Here is a 20,966-nt window from a genome sequence, read left to right on the forward strand (position 1 = left end):
CAGCGCAGCAATGCGCTGCTGCTACCCGACCAAGATCATCGCTACATCAAATCGAGGGTGAACGTGACGCTCGGGATCAAACGGTTCGGTTCGCCCACATCGGCCGTTCAACTTTCTCCACAGCGGACGTTTCCAGTTGATTGCGAGAATCTGTGGGATCGCCAGGCTGACAATGGCGGCATCGCGAAGAAGCCTGTCGAGTTGGCTACTCGAGCAGGCTACGGCAGTTGAACGGATTCCCGCACTTTCGCTCGACCCGCATGAGCGCGTCATATTTCCACGCGCGCGCCCAACTCGATCACCCGGTTGGCAGGCAGCTTCAAATAGGCCGCAACGTTACCTACGTTCTGCAGCATGACCGCGAACAGCCGCTCGCGCCACATGGCCATGCCGCTGTCTCGTGTGGGCACAACGGTGGCACGGCTGAGGAAATAAGACGTCTGCGCTGGCTCGAAGGCCAAACCCGAGGTCTTGCATATCTCCAATGCGCGCGGCAGATCGACTTCATCCATGAAGCCATACGTGATCGTGATGCGGTAGCAGTCCGATCCGAGCGACTGTATGCTCACCCGCTGGCTCACCGGCACCCAGGGTATCTCCTCGTTATTCACTGTCAGGAAAACAACGCGCGCGTGCAAGACGTGGTTGTGCATCAGATTGTTGATTAGCGAGTGCGGGACTCCATCGGGATCAGCCGACAGGAAGATCGCCGTGCCGTCGACCCGTGTCGGTGAACGGGCAAGCAGCGTCGCGAGGAATGGCCTCAGCGGCGTCGTCCCAGCCCTCACGCGCGCTTCGGCGCGCATCATCTCCCAGCCGCGTCCCCATGTTGCCATGACCGTGTAGATGATCAGGCCGACGAGCAGCGGGAACCAGCCGCCTTGCGTCAGTTTCAGCAGATTCGCCGAGAAAAATGTCGCGTCGATGATAAAGAAGAACAACGTCGCGAAGAAACACAGCGACCAGTTGTAATGCCACGCATAGCGCACGACGAAGAAGGTGAGAATCGTTGTAATCAGCATCGTGCCGGTAACGGCGATACCGTATGCGGAGCCGAGCGCCGTCGACGATCCGAAGCCGAGCACGGCGGCTACGACCGCAGCCAATAACGTCCAGTTGATGCCCGGCACGTAGATCTGCCCCATCTCCCTTTCCGACGTATAGACGACGTTCATCCGTGGCAGGAAGCCGAGTTGCATCGCCTGTTTCGTCATCGAATACGTACCTGAGATCACTGCCTGCGAGGCGATGACGGTCGCGATAGTCGCCAGCGCGATCATCGGATACAGCGTCCATTGCGGGAACATCCGGTAAAACGGATTCTGCAGCGCCCCCGGATCGGCAAGCAGCAACGCACCCTGCCCCATGTAATTCAACGCGAGTGCGGGGAATACCAGCCCGAACCAGGTCAGCCGGATCGGCTTCGCACCGAAATGGCCCATGTCCGCATACAGCGCTTCGGCGCCCGTCAGCGACAACACGACCGCCCCCAACGCAACGAAAGCCAACCACCGGTGATGCAGGCAGAATGCAAGTCCGGTGAACGGATTGAGTGCGAAGAGTATCGCAGGCGCTTTCATCATGTTGACGACGCCCACCACTGCAAGCACCACGAACCAGAGCACCATCACAGGCCCGAAAATCTTGCCGATGCCGGCTGTGCCGCGCTTTTGCATCAGGAACAGCGCAATCAACGCAGCGAGTGTCACGGGTATCACGCACGTCTTCAGAAACGGCGCGGCGACCTCCAGCCCTTCGACTGCGCTCAGCACCGAGATTGCAGGCGTGATCACGCTGTCTCCATAGAAGAGCGCTGCACCCATGATGCCGACAGCCAGCAGCGTACGACGCAACCGGGGCCGCGTCATCACCGACGAAGCAGCGAGCGCCAGCAGCGCCATGATGCCGCCTTCGCCGTGATTGTTCGCCCGCAAAATGAGCGCGACGTACTTGAGCGAGACGACGACCGTCAGCGACCAGACGATCAACGACACGATGCCGACCACATTGAGGGCATTCAACGTAAGTCCGTTCACCGGATCGAACACGGTCTGCAGTGTATAGAGTGGGCTGGTGCCGATATCGCCGTAAACGACACCCAGGGCCGCGAGTGCGAGTGCGGACGTCGCCGGCCGGCGATGCACGGGATCCCCGTGATGGCCCGTCTCCGATGTGGCAGGTGCAGTCAGGCTCATGTCTCGCTCCAGATTGGCGCTGCCGCGCCGCGACGCATGCGATGTGCCACCCCATCGCGTGGAACAAGACGCGCTTGTTCGCGTCTGTTCGATCGTCAGGCTGACTGAATGATCAGTTGATTGGCTTGCAGCCGTTGTTATTCAAAGTATAGGGAAGCAGCATTGGAAAAGTAGTTCGGGCTCGCGATATTGCTTTCACGCTCGGAAAGCCTGGTCCCAGGCTAAAGCGGTTGTTTGGGTGGTAAAGCTTGCCGACGCGCAGCTGCGATAACACTGATTCGAGGTGTCGCACACACTCTATACATATCGATATCCAACGTCCGGCGATTCTCACGTCGGCAAGCAGTGTTTCATTGACCTCGCCAGACTGACTCCTCAGCGCGCGAATTGCGCCTGCCAGCTTCCGCGTTGCACAAAAAGTTGACGCTCTATGCCGTACGGACTAACCCGAATGCAATAAAGTATTAGTCTTCGGTCTTATTTTCAGTGGTGAGATATCGCCGCCAGGGCTAACTTTCTCCCATGTCTGGGCACTCCAGTTGTACGTGCACCGCAAAAGCAAAGCAGTCTTGAGGAGGAAGGCAGATGCACACGACGCTGCGTGCCACAGCGCGCACCGATGGCCCCCACGCCAAAATCGCACAGCCGGATCTGGAACTGGTCGCGGTGCCGCGCGATGAATCGTTCAAGGTCTGGTCGCATGGGTATCCCTATCGCACCGTGCGCTGGCACTTCCACCCTGAATACGAGATTCAGCTGATTACGTCGACGACGGGCAAATACTTCGTCGGCGATTACATCGGCAATTTCGCGCCCGGCAATCTCGTGATGATGGGATCGAATCTGCCGCACAACTGGGTCAGCAATGTGCCGCATGGCGAGCATGTGGATGAACGCTGTCTTATCCTGCAGTTCGATGCGGGATTCATCGCACAAGCGATCCAGGCTTTCCCGGAGTTCAAGCGCGTGGAGTCGTTACTCGATGCCTCGCGTCGTGGTGTGCTGTTCACTCCCGACACGGGCGCGGCCGTCGAACCGATCATGCGCGAGATGTTGTGCGCGAAAGGCATCCGGCGCCTCACGTTGTTTCTCGCCTTGTTTGATCTGCTCGTGCAGAGCGTCGAGCCGGTGAAGCTCGCAAGCGCTGCTTATTGTGCGGATCCAGCGCGCTATGCCGAGTCGCGCATCAATCACGTGCTTTCCTACCTCGGCAAGAACCTGTCGCAAGAGTTGCGCGAAACGGAGTTGGCCGAACTCGCGGGACAGAGCGTCAGTGCCTTTTCGCGATATTTTCGGCGGCACACCGGCGTGCCCTTCGTGCAATACGTGAACCGGCTGCGGATTAATCTCGCGTGCCAATTGCTGATGTCCGGCGAACTGAATATCACCGATATCTGCTATCAGGTCGGCTTCAATAACCTGTCCAATTTCAATCGCCAGTTCCTGTCGCTGAAGGGCATGTCGCCTTCGCGGTGGCGCGCTTACCAACAACTCAATGCTGCCAGTGCGAATGAATCGCGTGACGCCGAGCGTGTCTCGCAGGCGTCCGGATAGCGCGTGGTGTTGCTGGGCTTACCGCGACGACACCCGTAATTGTTAGCGTTGTAGCTTTATTCCGAACCGGGAGGCGACTAGACGAAGAACGAACGATGAACGCCGCAACATGTAGTGCATGTGTGAATGGATGTATTGCGTACTACACAGGATATCAATCGCAACGCAGCGACGAGCCCGTATTCGCGCTACCGCCTTTGAAGCGCATGATGGGCATTGATCTGGACAACGCTGGCAAACACCTGACGAACTTCAACAAGAAGCCGCTCCCGCGGCCCAATCACGGCAGCACCCGCGCCGGAATTTCCTAAAAACGGAGACACTCGATGACCCGACTTTCGAACCGCCTGATCGGCGCCAGCGCCATGAGCCTGAGCTTGATCAGCAGCACAGCGGCACTGGCCGCGCCCAGTGGCACGGTCGCCTTTCTGATGCCCGACCAGGCATCGACGCGCTACGAACAGCATGACTTCCCCGGCTTCAAGGCTGAAATGGGCAAGCTCTGCCCCAATTGCAAGGTGCTCTACCAGAACGCCAATGCCGACGTCTCGACGCAGCAGCAGCAGTTCAACTCGGTGATCGCGCAGGGTGCCAAGGTGATCGTGCTCGACCCGGTGGACTCGACGGCCGCCGCGTCGCTGGTCCATATGGCACAGGGCCAGGGGATCAAGGTCATCGCCTATGACCGGCCCGTGCCCTCGACGCCCGCCAACTACTATGTATCGTTTGACAACGAAGGTATCGGCAAGGCCATCGCGCAGTCGCTCGTCCAGCATCTGAAAGAGACGGGAGTGCCAGCCAGCAAGGGCGGCGTGCTCGAGGTCAACGGTTCGCCGACCGACGCGGCCGCGGGACTGATCAAGAAGGGTATCCACGCCGGGTTGGAGGGCAGCGGCTACAAGACACTGGCCGAATACGACACGCCGGACTGGGCACCGCCGAAGGCCCAGCAGTGGGTCAGCGGGCAGATCACGCGCTTCGGCCCGCAGATTGTCGGCGTCGTGGCCGCTAACGACGGCACGGGCGGCGGCGCCATCGCGGCCTTCAAGGCAGCCGGCGTCAATCCGGTGCCACCGGTGACCGGCAATGACGCGACGATCGCGGGACTGCAGTTGATCATCGCGGGCGACGAGTACAACACGATCCTGAAGCCGAGCGAGATCGTCGCAGCCGCAGCGGCGAAGGTGGCAGTCGGCTTCCTGTCCGGCCAGACCCCGAAGGCTGAAACGACGCTCTTCAACACGCCGTCTCAACTCTTCAAGCCCGCGGTCATCACGGCGAAGAACCTCAAGGCGGAGGTTGTCGACAAGGGGTTCGCGAGCGGCAAGGATCTGTGCACCGATCGCTATGCCGAAGGATGCAAGAAGCTTGGCATCACGTACTGATCCGGCGCAAACGCGACGCAAGCCGCGGACGGGACCCGGCGTGTGCCAGGTCCCCCTACTCTCGATGAGGTATCCGTCCCATGACTGACAACTCCACAACACGATCCAGGCGTGGCGAGCTGGTGCTGAGCCTGCGCGGCGTTTCGAAGAACTTCGGAGCGGTCTCAGCCCTGACGGACATCGAGCTCGACGTGCATGCCGGCGAAGTGGTCGCCCTGGTGGGCGACAACGGCGCCGGGAAATCAACGCTGGTGAAAGTGCTCGCTGGGGTCCATCAACCCAGCACCGGCACGATCATGTTCGATGGGAAAGAGGTAACGCTGCCCGATCCGGGCGCGGCGCTCGATCTCGGTATCGCCACGGTGTTCCAGGACCTCGCGCTGTGCGAGAACCTCGATGTTGTCGCGAACATTTACCTTGGGCGCGAGCTGAATCCGCTGCGCCTCGACGAGGTCGCCATGGAGGTGAAGGCCTGGACGCTTCTGAACGAGCTTTCGGCCCGCATCCCAAGCGTGCGCGACGTGGTGGCCTCGCTGTCGGGCGGGCAACGCCAGACCGTGGCGATCGCGCGCTCGTTGCTGCTGGACCCCAAGCTGATCATGCTCGACGAGCCGACGGCGGCACTGGGTGTGGCCCAGACCGCCGAGGTGCTGAACCTGATCGAGCGGGTGCGCGACCGCGGCCACGCGGTCATCATGATCAGCCACAACATGGAAGACGTTCGCGCTGTGGCGGATCGCATCGTGGTGCTGCGGCTCGGTCGCAACAACGGTGTTTTTTATCCCGACTCCTCGAATCAGGAGCTGGTGGCCGCGATCACCGGCGCCACCGAAAACGCCGTGTCGCGTCGTGCCGGCCGGCGCCAGGCCGAACAGGGTGCCTAGATAAAGGAACGATCATGAACGATGAAATGCAAGGCGCCCCGCAGCATGAACCGCAAGGCGCGCCGCCGCCGTCCACGCTGCTCGACCGCAGCGATATCCGCGTCAAGCACGCCACCGGCATTGGCGGCACCGTTTCCGCCTTCGTCGAACGGGTGCGCTCGGGCGATCTTGGTTCGTTGCCGGTCGTCGCCGGTCTGATCATCATCTGGACCGTGTTCACCAGCCTGAACCCGGTGTTCCTGTCGGCCGACAACCTGGTGAACCTGCTGTTCGACTGCTCGACGGTCGGCGTGATCTCGCTGGGCATCGTCTGCGTGCTGATGGTGGGACAAATCGACCTGTCGGTGGGCTCGATGAGCGGCTTCGCTTCGGCCCTCGTGGGTATGCTCTGGGTCAATCATGGCTGGCCGGTGCTGTTGGCGATCGCCGCTGCCATCGCCGTTGGCGCGCTGGTCGGCGCTCTGTACGCGCTGCTGCTCAACCGGCTCGGCATGCCGAGCTTCGTCGCGACGCTAGCCGGACTGCTCGCGATCCTCGGGATGCAGTTGTACGTCCTCGGCGCCACGGGCTCCATCAACCTGCCCTACGGCTCGACGATGGTGAATCTCGGGCAACTCATCATCATCCCCGCTGTCATCGCGTATCTGATTGCGTTGATCCCTGGGGCCGTGATGCTGGTGATCGGGCTACGCACGCGTGAGCGCCGCCGTGCGTCCCAACTCTCCGCGCCTTCGGTGAGCAGCCTTCTCGTGCGCGCCCTCGCTCTCACGGTCCTGCTGGAGGCCGTGGTTGTCTACCTCAACCAGGGACGCGGCGTCCCGCTGATGTTCGGCATCTTCCTCGGCCTGTCCGTCGCGATGGACTATGCGCTCAAGAGAACCCGCTGGGGCCGCTCGATGCACGCGGTCGGCGGCAATCACGAGGCCGCGAGGCGGGCAGGCATCAAGGTCGGCGCCATCTACACCAGCGCTTTCGTGCTGTGCGCCAGTCTCGCCGCACTCGGCGGCGTGCTGACTGCGGCTCGGCTCGCGTCGGCCAGTCAGCAGGCCGGCAGTGGCGACGTGAACCTGAATGCCATCGCAGCGGCAGTGATCGGCGGCACCAGCCTCTTCGGCGGCCGCGGCAGCGCGTATTCGGCGGTGCTGGGCATCATCGTGATCCAGTCTATCGCCAGCGGCCTGACGCTACTGAACCTGTCCTCCTCGCTGCGCTTCATGATCACCGGCGCGGTGCTGGCAATCGCGGTGATCGTCGACTCGCTCGCCCGGCAGTCCCGCGTCTCACATGGCCGCGCGTAATTCCAGAGAATCCAGGAGAGCAATGCATGTCTGAATCCATCAACGGAAAGGTTGCCGCCATTACCGGCGCGGCATCGGGTATCGGTCTGGAATGCGCGCGCACACTCGTCGCAGCCGGCGCGAAGGTCGTTCTGATCGATCGTGCGAAGGACCGGCTCGAGCAACTCTGCACGGAGCTGGGTCCGAACGCCCTGCCGCTGGTCGTGGATCTGCTGCAGCCGTCCGAGGTTTCCGCGTTGCTGCCCAAGATCCTCGAACTTGCCGGCGGCCTCGATATCTTCCATGCCAACGCCGGCGCCTACGTCGGCGGCGACGTGCTGGACGGAAATCCGGACGAGTGGGATCGCATGCTGAACCTGAACGTCAATGCCGCGTTCCGTTCGGTCCACGCCGTGCTGCCGCACATGGTCGCGCAGAAATCGGGGGATATCATCTTCACCAGCTCCATCGCGGGGATCGTCCCCGTTGTGTGGGAGCCGATCTACACCGCGTCCAAATTCGCGGTGCAGGCCTTCGTCCACACGACCCGGCGCCAGCTCGCCAGGCATGGCGTGCGGGTCGGCGCAGTGGCTCCCGGTCCGGTCGTCACAGCCCTGCTCGACGACTGGCCGAAGGCGAAGATGGACGAAGCGCTTGCGTCGGGCAGCCTGATGCAGCCCAGGGAAGTCGCCGATGCGGTGCTCTTCATGCTGACGCGGCCACGCAATGTGACGATCCGCGATCTCGTGATCCTTCCAAACAACGTCGACCTTTGAAACGCGTGACTGGGGCCGTGCCGCTGTGGCGCGCCGCCCGCCCGGACGTCTCCCACAACACGTAATGTGCAGCATTCAGCAGGCAGTGAGCCATGACCTCAGAAAATCCGATCCCTGGCGTGACAGACAACACGCGTTATGTCATTGGCGTCGATGTCGGCACGGGCAGCGCCCGGGCCGGAATCTTCGACCTTGCCGGCCGCATGGTGGCGTCAGCCAGGCGCGACATTACCCTGTTTCAAGCGAGCGGTTCCATCGCCGAACAGTCGAGCGGCGAGATCTGGAATGCGGTCTGCCAATCCGTGAAGGATGCACTGTCGCAGGCTGAGGTGTCGCCCGATCACATCGCCGGCATCGGGTTCGACGCCACCTGCTCGCTAGTCGTGCTGGGCCCCGGCGGACAGCCCTTGCCGGTGGGCCCGTCGGAGCAAGCCGAGCGTGACATCATCGTCTGGATGGACCACCGCGCCGTGGAGCAGGCCGAGCGTATCAATGCGACGGGGCACGAGGTACTGAAGTTTGTCGGCGGCAAGATCTCGCCGGAAATGGAAACGCCGAAGCTGCTGTGGCTGCTCGAGAACAAGCCAGGCGTCTTCGCGGCAGCCTGGCAATTCTTCGACCTGACCGACTTCCTGACCTGGCGCGCCACCGGGGATCTGTCCAGATCCACTTGCACCGTCACCTGCAAATGGACCTATCTTGCGCACGAACGGCGTTGGGACGAGAGCTACTTTCGCAGCGTCGGCCTCGGCGTGCTGGCGGACGAGGCCTTCGCGCGCATCGGCCAGACCGTCGTCGACCCGGGAACGCCGCTCGGCAGCGGATTGATGGCACACGCCGCAGCGGAGCTTGGCCTGCGAATCGGAACGCCGGTCGCCACGGGCGTGATCGACGCCCACGCGGGAGGGATCGGCACCGTCGGTGCCGATCGTGAGCCGGAATCCTGCCTCGCCTACGTCTTCGGGACCTCATCGTGCACGATGACCACGACCCGCAGCCCGGTCTTCGTGCCCGGCGTGTGGGGGCCTTACTTTTCAGCGATGGTGCCCGATGCATGGCTCAACGAGGGTGGGCAATCGGTGGCCGGCGCCGCGATCGAACGACTGCTTTCGATGCATCCCGCGACCCCCGCGGCCCGGCAACAGGCGGAGCAAACGGGCCAGTCTCTGCCGGCGATGCTCGCCGCCCTCGCGGTGCAGGCGGCGGCCAGTTTGTCAGGCGCGGCGAAGCTGGCGAACGGCTTGCATGTCGTTCCCGAGTTCCTGGGAAACCGAGCCCCGCTGGCTGACCCGCACGCGAGAGCCGTGATTGCAGGCCTTGGAATGGAAGACGACCTGAACAGCCTCGTCGCCCTCTACGTTGCGGGTATCTGCAGTATCGGTTACGGCCTTCGCCAGATCATCGAAGCGCAGGCGCAGGCCGGCGCGCCGATCGAGCGGGTGGTACTCAGTGGCGGCGCGGGGCGACTCGATCTGGTGCGGCAACTGCTCGCCGATGCGACGGGTAAGCCAGTGCTTGCCACCCACGCGGAAGAACCTGTACTGCTGGGTGCCGCGATGCTCGGCGGCGTGGCTGGCGGAAGGTTCGCCGACGTTCGGTCGGCGATGGGCAGCATGTCGCGGATCAGTAAGACCTACGAGTCGGCCGAGGGCGACATCGCTGCACTGCACGAGGCACGCTATCGTGCCTTCAGGCAGTTGCAGCGCGTGGCCAGAGAAATCCGTTAGGCTCATGAGGACGCCGGTGTTTCCCCCATGAGCATCATCCAGGCCACCGCATTCGACATGAACGGTGTGTTGGTCGACGTAGCGATCGTCTGACGTTGCGTGCGCGAGATCTGCGTCGCCGGGACTGCGCGTGACGGGTCGCGAGACGACCCGCCGTGGAGGTCCGGTATTCTTGCCGGGGCGCCACAAACTGGCCACGCTGAGCGAACAGAGCCGCCTGCTAGCCCTATCAGTTATCGCAGATGGTGGCGCGTATCCGCGGCGAAGCCGAACTGATCGCTATGGGAGAAGCCTAGGCGACCCAACAGGCCACCTTGCTTTCGCAGCGTACCGAATCGCAGGCTGCCAGCCTGGAGCAGACCCGTGCCTCGCAACTTGTGAATGGTGGAACAGGCCTATGAGCTCGTCGCAAGCGGAACCGCACATACCAGAGTTGTAATCGAGGTAGAGCAGGCATAGCGACGGACATCGACTTCGTGACAAGCATAGGTCGATCAGCGGTTTCAGAAAACCGGCCATCTGAGCGTCCGCGCAAATCCGCTTGCTCTGTGACCGATCTCTGGCTGACAGGGTCGGCTTAGTTCGACCCGTTGCCGCCATCCCAACTCGCCGCTATTCCCATGGCCGCTCTCAAAGTGCATCGGCCGTTTGCGTACGCATAGTTGCTTGCCGCACTTCGGCCTTAACGGGGTCATGCGGGGTCCGTTGCATCCTGCCCTGGACAAGTGGCCGTTCGTAGCGCGCCAGAGTTGACGCGACGGCGCAAAATATAAAACCAAGGAGTTACGTAAAGCCGCGCCATAGGTGTCTCGCTGGGTGCGTCAGAGTTAGTGCGACTGGCCCACTTTCGCGGGCTCACTTATCTTTCCGGTCTGCGTGTTTGGATTAGCATCCCGTACTGTCTCGGAGCGAACGAAAGCGGTTCAGGCGGGTTTATCGAACCGGTCGGGCGTGCTCGCGCTCCACAGCACTTCGAACAGACTGCACTCGAACGCAAAGAACTCCGCGCTTTGAATGGACAGTGCGTAGTGCTCGGCCCGCGATGAAATGAAGGCCACGGTGTCGTCGTACAGATAGGTCGTGATACCCACTTCGAAATCGGCGGGCGCAAAGCGGAGTTCGCGGCGATCGCGCGTCGACGATCGCCACAGGTCGCGCGCATCACCCGGGCCGGAGCGGATGATGCGCAGATTGATGCCCGCACGGACGCGTAGCGCGACGATACCCCTGATGATCTCGAAGCCCGGCATCTGAAACAGCTCGCTGTTCGACATCACGGCGCGCAACTCCTTGCTCTGACATTCGAGCGTTTCGTTGAGCACGGTCTTGATCCCTTCGATGCCCGAGAAATAGCGCACCTTCGGTTTTCCACCCGCTGAGTTGTGAATCGAGCGCAGTCGCGGGAGCACTTCCTGAACGAGCTGACGTTGCGCCTCGATACGCCTGAGCAGAGCGATCGGGTCCTGCGGAATCACGTAGCTGCGCGCGCCTTTCTGCACGGTCGCGACGAGCCCATCGGCGAGCAGCCGGTCGAGCACTTCGTATGCGTTGGTGCGGCCGATCCCCGCCTTCTGGGCGATGGAAGCGACCGTCGCCTCGCCGAGTTCGAGCGAGGCCAGATAGAAGTCGGCCTTGTTCCCTTCGATGCCGGCCGCCTGGAGCATCTCGATAAGGTTCATTTTCGCCAACCGATCCGGGAAGGTGATCGCCGCAGCATTACGATTCGTTCGGTTGAATAGTACAGTAAAAAACGATACAAATCAATGAGATAGGCTAACTTAAAAAGTTTTTGCACGTTTCTTAACGACGCATGCCGGACGCCCGATTAGCATTCGTCTCAGTCAATTCGTTGACGCCCGGAGTCGATGAACCACATTGACCCGAAGCTGGTGAACAGCGGACCGGCCAAGCGGCCGATTCGCGCGCTTACATCCTATGTATTCCTATTGGAGTTATCTCATGACTGCTTGGAAAGAAACGATTCAGGACATCAATTCTCGCCTCAAAGAACTGTCCGCTCGCACGCCGGACACCCTTCGCGGTTTTGCCCTTGTCGCTGGAGCGGGCGCCAAGACCGACCATCTCGGCGCGAAGACGCGTGAACTCATCGCGCTAGCCGTCGCAGTCACCACGCGCTGCGATGGCTGCATCGCCTTTCATGCAGCCGAGGCCGTCAAGCTCGGCGTGTCAGACGAAGAGATCGCAGAAGCGCTGGGCGTTGCCGTCAATCTGAACGCCGGCGCTGCCATCACGTACAGCACGCACGTGCTCGACGCCATCGAAACCCTGAAGCAAGCCTGATCATCCAGACACACTGAAAGGAACCCATCATGAGTAACCCCAAGCTCGAAGTACTGACACCGCAAAACTCCCAGTTGCTTTTCATCGACCAACAGCCGCAGATGGCATTCGGCGTCCAATCCATTGACCGGCAGGTGCTGAAGAACAACGTGGTGGGCCTCGCCAAGGCAGCGAAGATCTTCGACATTCCGACCACCATCACGTCGGTCGAATCGCAAAGCTTCTCGGGCTTTACTTACCCCGAACTGCTCGACGTATTTCCCGGCCAGCCGCTGCTCGAACGCACATCGATGAACTCCTGGGATGACCAGAAGGTTCGCGACGCGCTGGCTGCGAATGGACGCAACAAGATCGTGGTTTCCGGCCTGTGGACGGAGGTTTGCAATAACACCTTCGCACTCAGCGCCATGCTGGAAGGCGGCTACGAGATCTACATGGTTGAAGATGCGTCGGGTGGCACGTCGAAGGACGGGCACGACTATGCGATGCAGCGCATGATCCAGGCAGGCGTCGTGCCCGTGACGTGGCAACAGGTGATGCTCGAATGGCAGCGCGACTGGGCGCGTCGGGAAACCTACGACGCCGTCATGGGCGTAGTCCGCGAGCATTCTGGTGCGTACGGGATGGGCGTGGACTACGCCTACACCATGGTGCACAAAACGCCCCAGCGCGCGGCTGGTCATCACGAGATCGTGCCCGCACTTCCGGCCAGGTAATCGGCCCCCCTCCATCTCATTTGATGTCCCGACGCTGGCCGTGCGGCGTGACGCCGCCGGCCGGCAGGAGTAGTTGCGCTATCTGCTTCAGACAAGCCCGATCTGATGCTGCCCGCTGCAAGAGAGATGAACCCATGAAAGTCTATCTGTTTTCACTAGGTGCCGGCGTTCTGGTCGGCGTCATCTACCACCTGATTGGCGTACGGTCGCCAGCCCCACCGCTGATTGCACTGGTCGGCCTGCTCGGCATTCTCGCTGGAGAGCAGCTCGTTCCACTCAGCGAGCAATATCTCATTGGCGCCATTCGCTCAACGGTGACACGTGCGTCGGATGGGGCAACCACGGCATCAGGCTCATTGCAGCACGGCATTTCGCGGGTCACGGCTGCTCGCAAGACTGCTAGAAACGAGGAGGCCCGCTCATGAACACTTCCGCAAAATCCCCCGAGCTGGTTCTGCACAACGGCAGCTTCCTGCGGCTGTGCGAATGGTTGCGCCGTGCATGGCCACGACCACGCGCGTGCCTGGTCGGGCAACGCGCCGGCGTCAGACCTGGGTTCGTTCTGGGGCACGCTCGGCTGCGCCTGCTGGGCGGTCTGACATGAGCACGCACAAGGCAATCCGCACTGGATCGCCGCGCTGCTCGCGCAGCGCTGGCTGCCGCTGGCGGTCCGCGCGGCGCTCGTGTCCGCGTATGTGATCGGAGGTGTGGCCAAGCTCGCGAACTTTCATGCCGCCGTGCTCGAGCAGAAGCATTTCGGGCTGCATCCGGGGTGGCTGTGGGCGGCGCTCGCGATCATCGTCGAGCCTGGCGGCTCGGCCTGCGTGATCTTCAGCCGCTTCGTGTGGCTGGGCGCGGGCGCACTGGGTGCATTGACGGCTGTGGCGATGTTCGTCGCGAACGACTTCTGGAACCTGACGGGCGACGGGCACGTTTTCGCGTTGAACGCCTTCTTCGAGCATCTCGGGCTCATCGCTGCGCTCGTCATGGCGACATGCGTTGCCGGCATCAAGCATTCCTCCGGCCATGCCGGTGGTCAGTAAATATCTTAGAGGACCTTCAACATCATGCGTAACTTCCGTTCCCTGCTTGTGACGACGCTCGTTGCCGTCGGTCTTGCCTTCTCGTCTGTGGCGTCCGTGGCGTACGCCGAGCCGGCGGCGGCGAGCCCGCACCTCGCCGTGGGACCGCAGTACGACACCACGCACGTCTATGTCACGCCCGAGGACTTCGACAAGTTCACCGATAGTCTTGTTGCGACCTTCGGCGGTCACAAGGCGCAGCAGGGCGTCTTTCAGGTGACGCCCACGCCGAGCCAGACGATGTCGCAACTCGTCTTCACGCCCGTCGGCACGATCTCCGTCTTCGGCTTCAAGACGCCGGTTCCGAATCCGTTCGGCAACGAGCGCACGGGGTACCTCGTGACCGACATGGACGCCGCCATGAAGTCGGCGAAGGCGGATGGGGCGGACATCAAGGTCGCGACCTTCCCCGACCCGATCGGACGCGATGCGATCATCGAGTGGCCGGGTGGCGTCGACATGCAGCTTTACTGGCACAAACAGGCGCCGAACTATGATCCCTTGCAGACGGTGCCCGAGAACCGGGTCTACGTGTCGCCGGAACGCGCGGACGCGTTGATCCACGATTTCGTGGCCTTTTCGCACGGCAAGGTCGTCGCCGATGATCGCAAGGCGCCCGGTGTCGAGATTGGCCGTCCCGGCGATACATACCGGCGTGTGCGGATCGATTCGGGATTCGGCAAGATGACGGTGCTGGCGACCGACGGCCACTTGCCCTGGCCGTTCGGCCGGGAGGTGACGGGTTATGAAGTGTCGAATCTCGCCGACACGCTACAGAAGGCGAAGGCGGCAGGCGTCACGGTGCTGGTCCCGCCGTTCACTTCGGATAAGCGCGAAGCCGCGCTCGTGCAGTTCCCTGGTGGTTATATCGCCGAGATTCACGCAGTTGCGCGGTAGACCCGGGATGCCGGGGTGATGCGCCATGACGGTCGCGAGGCCGCCCGATGTCATCCCCCCGGCGCGGGAGACGATCGATGAAATCTGCAGACAGCGTGCTCGCAGCCATCGCGGGCTACGTGGACACGCTCAGCTTTGTCGCGCTTTTCGGGCTGTTCACCGCGCACGTCACGGGCAACTTCGTGCTGATCGGCGCCGAAGCGACAGGCTTCGGCCAGGGCGTGTTCATGAAGGTGGTGGCGTACGTTGCTATTCTGGTTGGTTCCTGGTTTGAGCGGTCCGTGCCTTTTCCAATACGGGTGTAACGCCATCTAAACTTAATAGAGATCCGCGCGACATATCCAGCCTTGCAACCCATCGCGACAGGCGACTTACACATGCATGGAAGGCGCGTGTGTTTCGGCGCGCTTCATGGCCAAAAAACGGTGAATCTGCGCGACCACGGCCGCCCCTTCGCCCACGGCCCCTGCAACGCGCTTGGTGGAACCCGATCGAACATCGCCGATTGCAAACACGCCGTCGACACTTGTATGCAGCGGGAGCGTGGGCCCGCTGGCTCGTGTTCCCAGATCGGTATCCGTCAACACAAATCCTCTCGGATCCAGCGACACTCCGCACGTGCGCAGCCAGTTCGTGTTCGGGTCGGCACCGATAAAAAGGAACACGTGATGCGTCTTCAGACTTTCTATGCCCCCACCGGGTCGCCGATAGTGGACGGACTCCAGTCGTTCGTCACCTTCGAGGGCCGTTAGTTCAGAACCCATATGGATCGTCACGTTCGGCAACGAGGCAATTCGCTCGATCAGATAGCGCGACATGCCGTGTTCGAGATCCTGGCCCCTGACGAGGACATGAACATGGGCAGCATGCGATGCAAGAAACACAATAGCCTGACCTGCCGAATTTCCGCCACCGACCAGCAGCACGGTTTCGCTGCGGCAAAGCCGGGCCTCGATCGACGTCGCCCAGTAATAAACGCCGTGACCTTCGAAGCGCGCAAGCCCGCTCACCGCCGGACGCCGATATTCCGCGCCGCTCGCGACGACTACCGTCCGTGCCGCAACGCGCCGCGAACCGGCGAGTTCCACCTCGAGCGGGTATGCGCTGCAATGCAAGCCTTTCACGTCGACGGGAATCGCGATGTGCGCGCCGAATTTCTGCGCCTGGTTAAATGCCCTGCCGGCTAGCGCTTGCCCTGAAATGCCGGTCGGAAAGCCCAGATAATTTTCGATGCGGGCACTCGTGCCTGCCTGGCCGCCCGGCGCGCGGCAATCGAAGACTGCCACTGACAAGCCTTCGGATGCCGCATAGACGGCTGCCGCCAGGCCAGCGGGCCCGGCGCCGACGATCGCGACGTCGTAAACATGCCTGGGATCGAATTCCGGCACGAGTCCCAGGCACGAGGCAAGTTGCCCGTCGTCCGGATTGCGCAGCACGGTGCCATCCGGGCAGACAACGAGCGGCATGTCATCGCGCCGAGGCGTCATGCGGTCGAACAACGCCATGGCATCGGCACCGCTTTCGTCAAGCGTCATATGCGGATAAGCATTGCGTTGCAGGAAATGTTGCAGCGCGAGGAGCCGCTCGTTGTCGGGCGGCCCGACGAGCACCGCCCCTTGCCCGCGCTCGATCGCGGCGACACGCCTCAGGATCAGCGCGCGCATGATCCTTTCACCGAGTTCCGCCTCTCCGATCATCAGGGCACGCAGCTTTTCCGGCGAAATCACGAGCGCCACCACATCTTCGATAACCTCAGCATCGACAAGGCCGGGCTTGCCTGAAAGCATGCCAACGTCGGAGGTGAATTCGCCCCGTTTCGCCTGAGAGCGCAGCAAGCGTTTATGGCCCAGTCCGTCGCGTGCCGTGTATCGAACCGTGCCCGACAACAGGACGAACATGCCTGGACTCATGCCGCCCGCGCGATATAAGAATTCGCCGACGGCGTAGCCGTGTACCACACCAAAGCGATTGATCCGATCAATCTCGGCGTCAGTCAGTACCGGAAATATCTGATGCCAGCGCGGGGTGGTATCTGGGGTCTGCGCATCCGGCACGGCCGAACGATCGGCGCCGTTCGTGCCGACTTCTGTCTGGTTTTCCGGGGCGCCCGGCGGCGAAGCTGCGTCGCTGTTCATCGTGAACCTCTGACTACCTGCGTTGGAATCGGCCTGGCCTTTTGGATAACCCACGGGGTAAATCCCGTCCAGTGATTCAAGATAGGTTAGCCGTCGACATGCCGCAAATAGGTAACACCAATCTTGCCCGTGTCCGAGCCCTCGTGGTACTCGCGAGCGGCACTCGCATCAAGGGGCGGCTGATCAGGCGTTAGCGGCCACTCGAGCGCGATACATGAACGACTGGAGATGGCCGATCTCTGCCTGACGTCGGACCCAAGTCCCCGCTACGAAATGTTTGCAATTTAAGACACGGCTCCAGAACCCCCCGGCGTGACGCACACGACCTTCGGCAGCACTTGCAGTCAAGCCGGGAGGCAACGTCTGTGTCCGAAGAAGCCGCAATGTGGGCACGAGTGACTCGAACACTCGACCTACGGATTAAAGGTCCATAAATCAAAATGCTGAGGTGCCATTCATAACAATGTAGGCCAGTCGCACAACTGTGGCGCCAGTCGCAAATGCTCTAGCGCCCTACGCCGTTTACGCGCGGTGCCGATATCAATAGTCACACCGAACTACAATCAATTAACCGGTCTTGAATCCGCTTCATCCGAACTCGCGTCACACAGGTCACAGGGTGGCTATGCGGGCACTATCCGGGCCTCGTCGACAGGCCGTTCAGGCGCGCTTCCGGCACATCGGCAGTGCGGGATTGATCCGATCGCAGCAGGGGACCCAGGCATATGATGCTTTCGGCGCGTGAACTGGAACCGGCGATGCGCGTCGATCGCCGCACTATCGCCCCGTCGCGCGGCGTCGCGTTTCAAGATACAACTTCACAGCGCAAACAGCCGCCCAAGATGAGGCTCGCAATCTTCCACGCCGGCGAGCCGCAACGCGTGCCAGGCCATCGCGTAGTTGCTCGATATCACCGGCTTGCCGATCGCCGCCTCGAGCTCCGGAATCAACCCGGCAATGCGCAAGCTCGTGCACGACACGAAAATCGCATCCACGTCACGATTGCGCGCAAGTCGCTCAACTCCAGTTCGCAACGACGCCGCATCGATCCGCGCCACTTCGTTATCGTTCGCATGCTCGAACGACGCCATGCGCGTAATGACGTGGCCACGCGACTGGATATAGTCGCGCATGTAATCGTTGATCGAACGCACGTAGGGCGTAAGCAGGGCCGTACGTTGGACGCCTAGTGCGCGAAGCGCCGCCAGCGCCGCGGTGATCGGCGTAGTCGTCGCGGCATCTGGACGCGCTTCGCGAATCCGCGCGAACACCTTTTCCTCCCCAATCACCATCGACGCGGACGTGCAGCCAAACGCCACCACATCGATACGCTCGGCCGGACGGATCAGCGCGACCGCCGGTGCGATACGGTCCTCCATTTCCGCCAGCCGTTCAGGCGTGATATCCGCCGAGTTGTACACACGGCTTTCGTAGAACGCCACGCCGTCCTGCGTCAGCAAGCCTCGCCACTCATGCTCGATCGTATGATCGGTGGCGAGCACCACGAGGCCGATCGCGGCACGCCGGCAGACGCCGTCGTCCAGCGTGAAGTCCAGCCTCGTGTACGCGTCATCCTGCTGTGCAATCGCACTCATTTCAGTGTCATCCTGTCATCTCGCATTCGGGTTCGCGCGTGCCTGCCGTCACTGCCCTTTTTAAAGGTAGAGGATTGCCGGCGCCTTTGTGTAGTGGTTTATACGCAAATACCCTATACCGTACCAACGCACACCGCCTCCTATCATGAAAGAAGCGCTTTCGTGCCAGCGCTCCGGTGAAACCAGTAGTCACGCTGCTGACCTGGCGGGTATGAATCAGGTGCAATCGCCCATTTCCGTTCGTTTTCTGATGTCACCGGTTTATCCGTGTGGCGGATCGTCCGATCCCTTTCACAATAAGGAGTCACTAACATGATTGCTCAGAAGAATGACTGGCCCGGTGCAGAGCGGGGCTCGCGGCAAACGGCCGTCGCGGCCATGGCGGCCGCCCTGGCCCTGCTTGTCGGCATGGCGCCCGGTTCGGCGCTAAGCCAGGGCGCCACCATCAAGATCGGCGTGCCCGTCCCGCTGTCAGGCAGCAGTGCCAACGCCGGCACGGACATCGTCAACGGCGCGAAGCTCGCCGCCGCCAGAATCAACGCGGCCGGAGGCGTGCTCGGCAAGCAGATCGAGCTGGTGCCCGAGGACGACGCCTGTGATGCGCAGACCGCGGTGCAGGCGGCACAGAAACTCGTCGATGCGGGCGTTGTCGCGGTAGCGGGTGGCTATTGCTCCAGCGCGGCGCTGCCGGAATCGACAACCTTTCATCGCGCCGGGATTCCCTACGTGCTGGATGCGTCGACCAATCCGCAACTGACCGAGATGGGGTACGACAACGTGTTCCGCACGATCGGCCGTGACGACCAGCAGGGCCCTTTCGCGGCAAACTTCATGAAAGACGTCCTGCACGCGAAGCACGTGGCGGTGATCGACGACAACACGACCTACTCCAAAGGCCTCGCCCAGAACACCGTGCAAGCCCTGAAGAAGAACGGTGTCGACGTCGTGTACGCCAATTCGATCACGCCCGGTCAGATGGACTATTCACCGACTCTGACGCGGGTCGCCTCACTGAAGCCTGACGTGATCTACTACACAGGCTATTTCTCCGAAGCCGGCCTGATGGTCAAGGAGGCGCGGCAACTGGGTCTGAAAATGACCTTCATGGGCGGCGACGCCACCAACGATCCCACCCTGATGAAGACAGCCGGTCCCGCCGCCGACGGCATGATCATCACGACGGCGCCGCTCGCGCAGTTCCTGAGCGGCGCGCACGCCTACGTCGATGACTATACGAAGGCTTACGGGCAAGGGCCGGGACCGTACTCGGTCTATGAATACGATGCCGTCGGGGTCACGGCGAAAGCCATCGCGGACGCAAAATCGGCACAGCCTGCGGCGATCACGGCTGCTCTGCACAAGATCTCGAACTACCCGGGCGCAACCGGAACGATCGCCTTCAATCCGAAGGGCGATCGCAGCAAAGCCGTGTACATCACCATCATCGTGCACAACGACAACTTCGAGCCTTACCAGAGACAGGATGCGAGCGGACATTGGGCGGCGATGAAGTAGGCGCTATTGCGCGCCCCGCCCCGTCATGAGCGACTTCTTCCAGTTCGTCGTCGAAGGGCTGACGACCGGCTCGTTCTACGCGCTCGTCGCCCTCGGCTACACGATGGTCTACGGGATCATCCGGCTGATCAACTTCGCGCATGGCGACCTGTTCATGGTCGGCGCGTTCATTGGCTGGACCGGCCTGATGGTCCTTGCGTCCGCGCACCTGCCGCTCGCCCTGGCACTGCTGATCGCCCTCGTGGCCGCGATGACTGTCACAGGCGGGCTCGGCCTCCTGATCGAGCGGCTCGCGTATCAGCCGTTGCTGCGCGCGCCGCGGCTGTCGATTCTGATCACGGCACTCGGCGTCTCGCTGGCGCTGCAAAATGGGGTGCTGCTGATCTACGGCGCGGGTTTTCGCACCTATCCGCATGTGCTGAGCCAGGCGGGATTCGAACTTCACGGCGTGCAGATCACCTTCGCGCAGATCGGCATCATCGTGGCAAGCCTCGCCCTGATGCTGGCACTCTATTTCTTCGTTCACCACACTTTCCTTGGCACCGCGATGCGCGCGCTGGCGATCGATCAGGACGCCGCGCGTCTGATGGGCATCGACGTCGAACGCCTGATCCAGCTCACCTTTCTGCTCGGTTCGGTGCTGGCCGCCGTGGCGGGCGTCATGGAAGGGCTTTACTACACGCAGATCAATTTCTTCATGGGCTTCGTGTTAGGCCTGCGCGCGTTCACCGCCGCCGTGCTCGGCGGCATCGGCAACATCCCGGGCGCGATGGCGGGCGGCATCCTGATTGGCCTACTCGAAGCCTTCGGCGCGGGCTATGTCTCCTCGCAATGGACCGACGTGTTCGTCTTCGGCGTGCTGATCGCCGTGCTCGTGATCAAGCCGACCGGGCTGTTCGGCGAACGCGTCGTCGAGAGAATGTAATC

At 61.9% G+C, this 20,966-nt stretch carries 18 protein-coding genes and 2 pseudogenes; 16 read left to right on the plus strand and 4 right to left on the minus strand.

From position 1 onward, the window contains the following. A pseudogene (locus P0D89_RS40090) lies at window positions 1-231 on the plus strand (hypothetical protein); the annotation flags it as partial. A gap of 38 nt (window positions 232-269) precedes the next feature. Here P0D89_RS40090 and P0D89_RS40095 read toward each other — a convergent pair. Next, window positions 270-2,195, minus strand: coding sequence for a potassium transporter Kup (locus P0D89_RS40095; protein ID WP_408366927.1), 1,926 nt, complete (start codon window positions 2,193-2,195; stop codon window positions 270-272). A gap of 585 nt (window positions 2,196-2,780) precedes the next feature. Here P0D89_RS40095 and P0D89_RS40100 point away from each other — a divergent pair. The 6 genes from P0D89_RS40100 (at window position 2,781) to P0D89_RS40125 (ending at window position 9,798) form a co-directional block, all read left to right on the plus strand. After that, window positions 2,781-3,749 (plus strand): AraC family transcriptional regulator, encoded by a 969-nt coding sequence (locus P0D89_RS40100; RefSeq protein ID WP_408366925.1) that lies wholly within the window; start codon window positions 2,781-2,783, stop codon window positions 3,747-3,749. 326 nt (window positions 3,750-4,075) lie between these two features. Further along, window positions 4,076-5,134 (plus strand): ABC transporter substrate-binding protein, encoded by a 1,059-nt coding sequence (locus tag P0D89_RS40105; protein ID WP_408366923.1) that lies wholly within the window; start codon window positions 4,076-4,078, stop codon window positions 5,132-5,134. An 80-nt stretch (window positions 5,135-5,214) separates the two neighbouring features. Then, window positions 5,215-6,018, plus strand: a complete 804-nt coding sequence (locus P0D89_RS40110) for an ATP-binding cassette domain-containing protein (RefSeq protein WP_149668000.1) — start codon at window positions 5,215-5,217, stop codon at window positions 6,016-6,018. A 14-nt stretch (window positions 6,019-6,032) separates the two neighbouring features. Next, window positions 6,033-7,316: a sugar ABC transporter permease gene (locus tag P0D89_RS40115; protein WP_408366921.1), complete on the plus strand. Its 1,284-nt coding sequence runs from the start codon at window positions 6,033-6,035 to the stop codon at window positions 7,314-7,316. A gap of 26 nt (window positions 7,317-7,342) precedes the next feature. Beyond that, window positions 7,343-8,071 (plus strand): SDR family oxidoreductase, encoded by a 729-nt coding sequence (locus P0D89_RS40120; RefSeq protein WP_408366919.1) that lies wholly within the window; start codon window positions 7,343-7,345, stop codon window positions 8,069-8,071. A 92-nt stretch (window positions 8,072-8,163) separates the two neighbouring features. After that, window positions 8,164-9,798 (plus strand): FGGY-family carbohydrate kinase, encoded by a 1,635-nt coding sequence (locus P0D89_RS40125; protein ID WP_408366917.1) that lies wholly within the window; start codon window positions 8,164-8,166, stop codon window positions 9,796-9,798. 923 nt (window positions 9,799-10,721) lie between these two features. On the opposite strand, the gene P0D89_RS40130 is transcribed toward P0D89_RS40125, so the two are convergent. Further along, on the minus strand, window positions 10,722-11,477 hold the full coding sequence (locus P0D89_RS40130; RefSeq protein WP_408366916.1) for a TrmB family transcriptional regulator: 756 nt from the start codon (window positions 11,475-11,477) through the stop codon (window positions 10,722-10,724). 280 nt (window positions 11,478-11,757) lie between these two features. Between P0D89_RS40130 and P0D89_RS40135 the strand changes: the two genes are divergently transcribed. From P0D89_RS40135 to P0D89_RS40165, 7 genes and pseudogenes are all read left to right on the plus strand, one after another. Next, window positions 11,758-12,099, plus strand: coding sequence for a carboxymuconolactone decarboxylase family protein (locus P0D89_RS40135; protein WP_408366914.1), 342 nt, complete (start codon window positions 11,758-11,760; stop codon window positions 12,097-12,099). 29 nt (window positions 12,100-12,128) lie between these two features. Further along, window positions 12,129-12,815, plus strand: coding sequence for a hydrolase (locus P0D89_RS40140; protein WP_408366912.1), 687 nt, complete (start codon window positions 12,129-12,131; stop codon window positions 12,813-12,815). Window positions 12,816-12,949: 134 nt separating this feature from the next. Next, window positions 12,950-13,240 (plus strand): DUF1427 family protein, encoded by a 291-nt coding sequence (locus P0D89_RS40145; RefSeq protein WP_408366910.1) that lies wholly within the window; start codon window positions 12,950-12,952, stop codon window positions 13,238-13,240. Beyond that, entirely contained in the window at window positions 13,237-13,419 is a 183-nt protein-coding gene (locus tag P0D89_RS40150; RefSeq protein WP_408366908.1) for a hypothetical protein, read from the plus strand. The genes P0D89_RS40145 and P0D89_RS40150 overlap by 4 nt, the downstream gene beginning before the upstream one ends. 25 nt (window positions 13,420-13,444) lie before the next feature. Further along, complete coding sequence (locus tag P0D89_RS40155) at window positions 13,445-13,858, plus strand: DoxX family protein (RefSeq protein WP_408366931.1); 414 nt, start codon at window positions 13,445-13,447, stop codon at window positions 13,856-13,858. 24 nt (window positions 13,859-13,882) lie between these two features. Then, the gene (locus P0D89_RS40160) at window positions 13,883-14,794 is read left to right on the plus strand and encodes a glyoxalase (protein WP_408366906.1); all 912 of its coding nucleotides are present in this window, start codon (window positions 13,883-13,885) and stop codon (window positions 14,792-14,794) included. A 77-nt stretch (window positions 14,795-14,871) separates the two neighbouring features. Next, window positions 14,872-15,057: pseudogene (locus tag P0D89_RS40165) on the plus strand (DUF1275 family protein); the annotation flags it as partial. Window positions 15,058-15,165: 108 nt separating this feature from the next. On the opposite strand, the gene P0D89_RS40170 reads toward P0D89_RS40165, so the two are convergent. Beyond that, entirely contained in the window at window positions 15,166-16,929 is a 1,764-nt protein-coding gene (locus P0D89_RS40170) for an FAD-dependent oxidoreductase (RefSeq protein ID WP_408366904.1), read from the minus strand. 818 nt (window positions 16,930-17,747) lie between these two features. Then, the gene (locus tag P0D89_RS40175) at window positions 17,748-18,524 is read right to left on the minus strand and encodes a maleate cis-trans isomerase family protein (RefSeq protein ID WP_408366902.1); all 777 of its coding nucleotides are present in this window, start codon (window positions 18,522-18,524) and stop codon (window positions 17,748-17,750) included. A gap of 312 nt (window positions 18,525-18,836) precedes the next feature. Here P0D89_RS40175 and P0D89_RS40180 point away from each other — a divergent pair, with 312 nt between their 5' ends. Together P0D89_RS40180 and P0D89_RS40185 are read left to right on the plus strand one after the other, a co-directional pair. Continuing rightward, window positions 18,837-20,039 (plus strand): branched-chain amino acid ABC transporter substrate-binding protein, encoded by a 1,203-nt coding sequence (locus P0D89_RS40180; protein WP_408366900.1) that lies wholly within the window; start codon window positions 18,837-18,839, stop codon window positions 20,037-20,039. 25 nt (window positions 20,040-20,064) lie between these two features. After that, window positions 20,065-20,964 (plus strand): branched-chain amino acid ABC transporter permease, encoded by a 900-nt coding sequence (locus tag P0D89_RS40185; protein ID WP_408366898.1) that lies wholly within the window; start codon window positions 20,065-20,067, stop codon window positions 20,962-20,964. Window positions 20,965-20,966: the final 2 nt, after the last annotated feature.

Source organism: Paraburkholderia sp. RL18-085-BIA-A (genome assembly GCF_046027075.1).
Classification (GTDB): domain Bacteria; phylum Pseudomonadota; class Gammaproteobacteria; order Burkholderiales; family Burkholderiaceae; genus Paraburkholderia.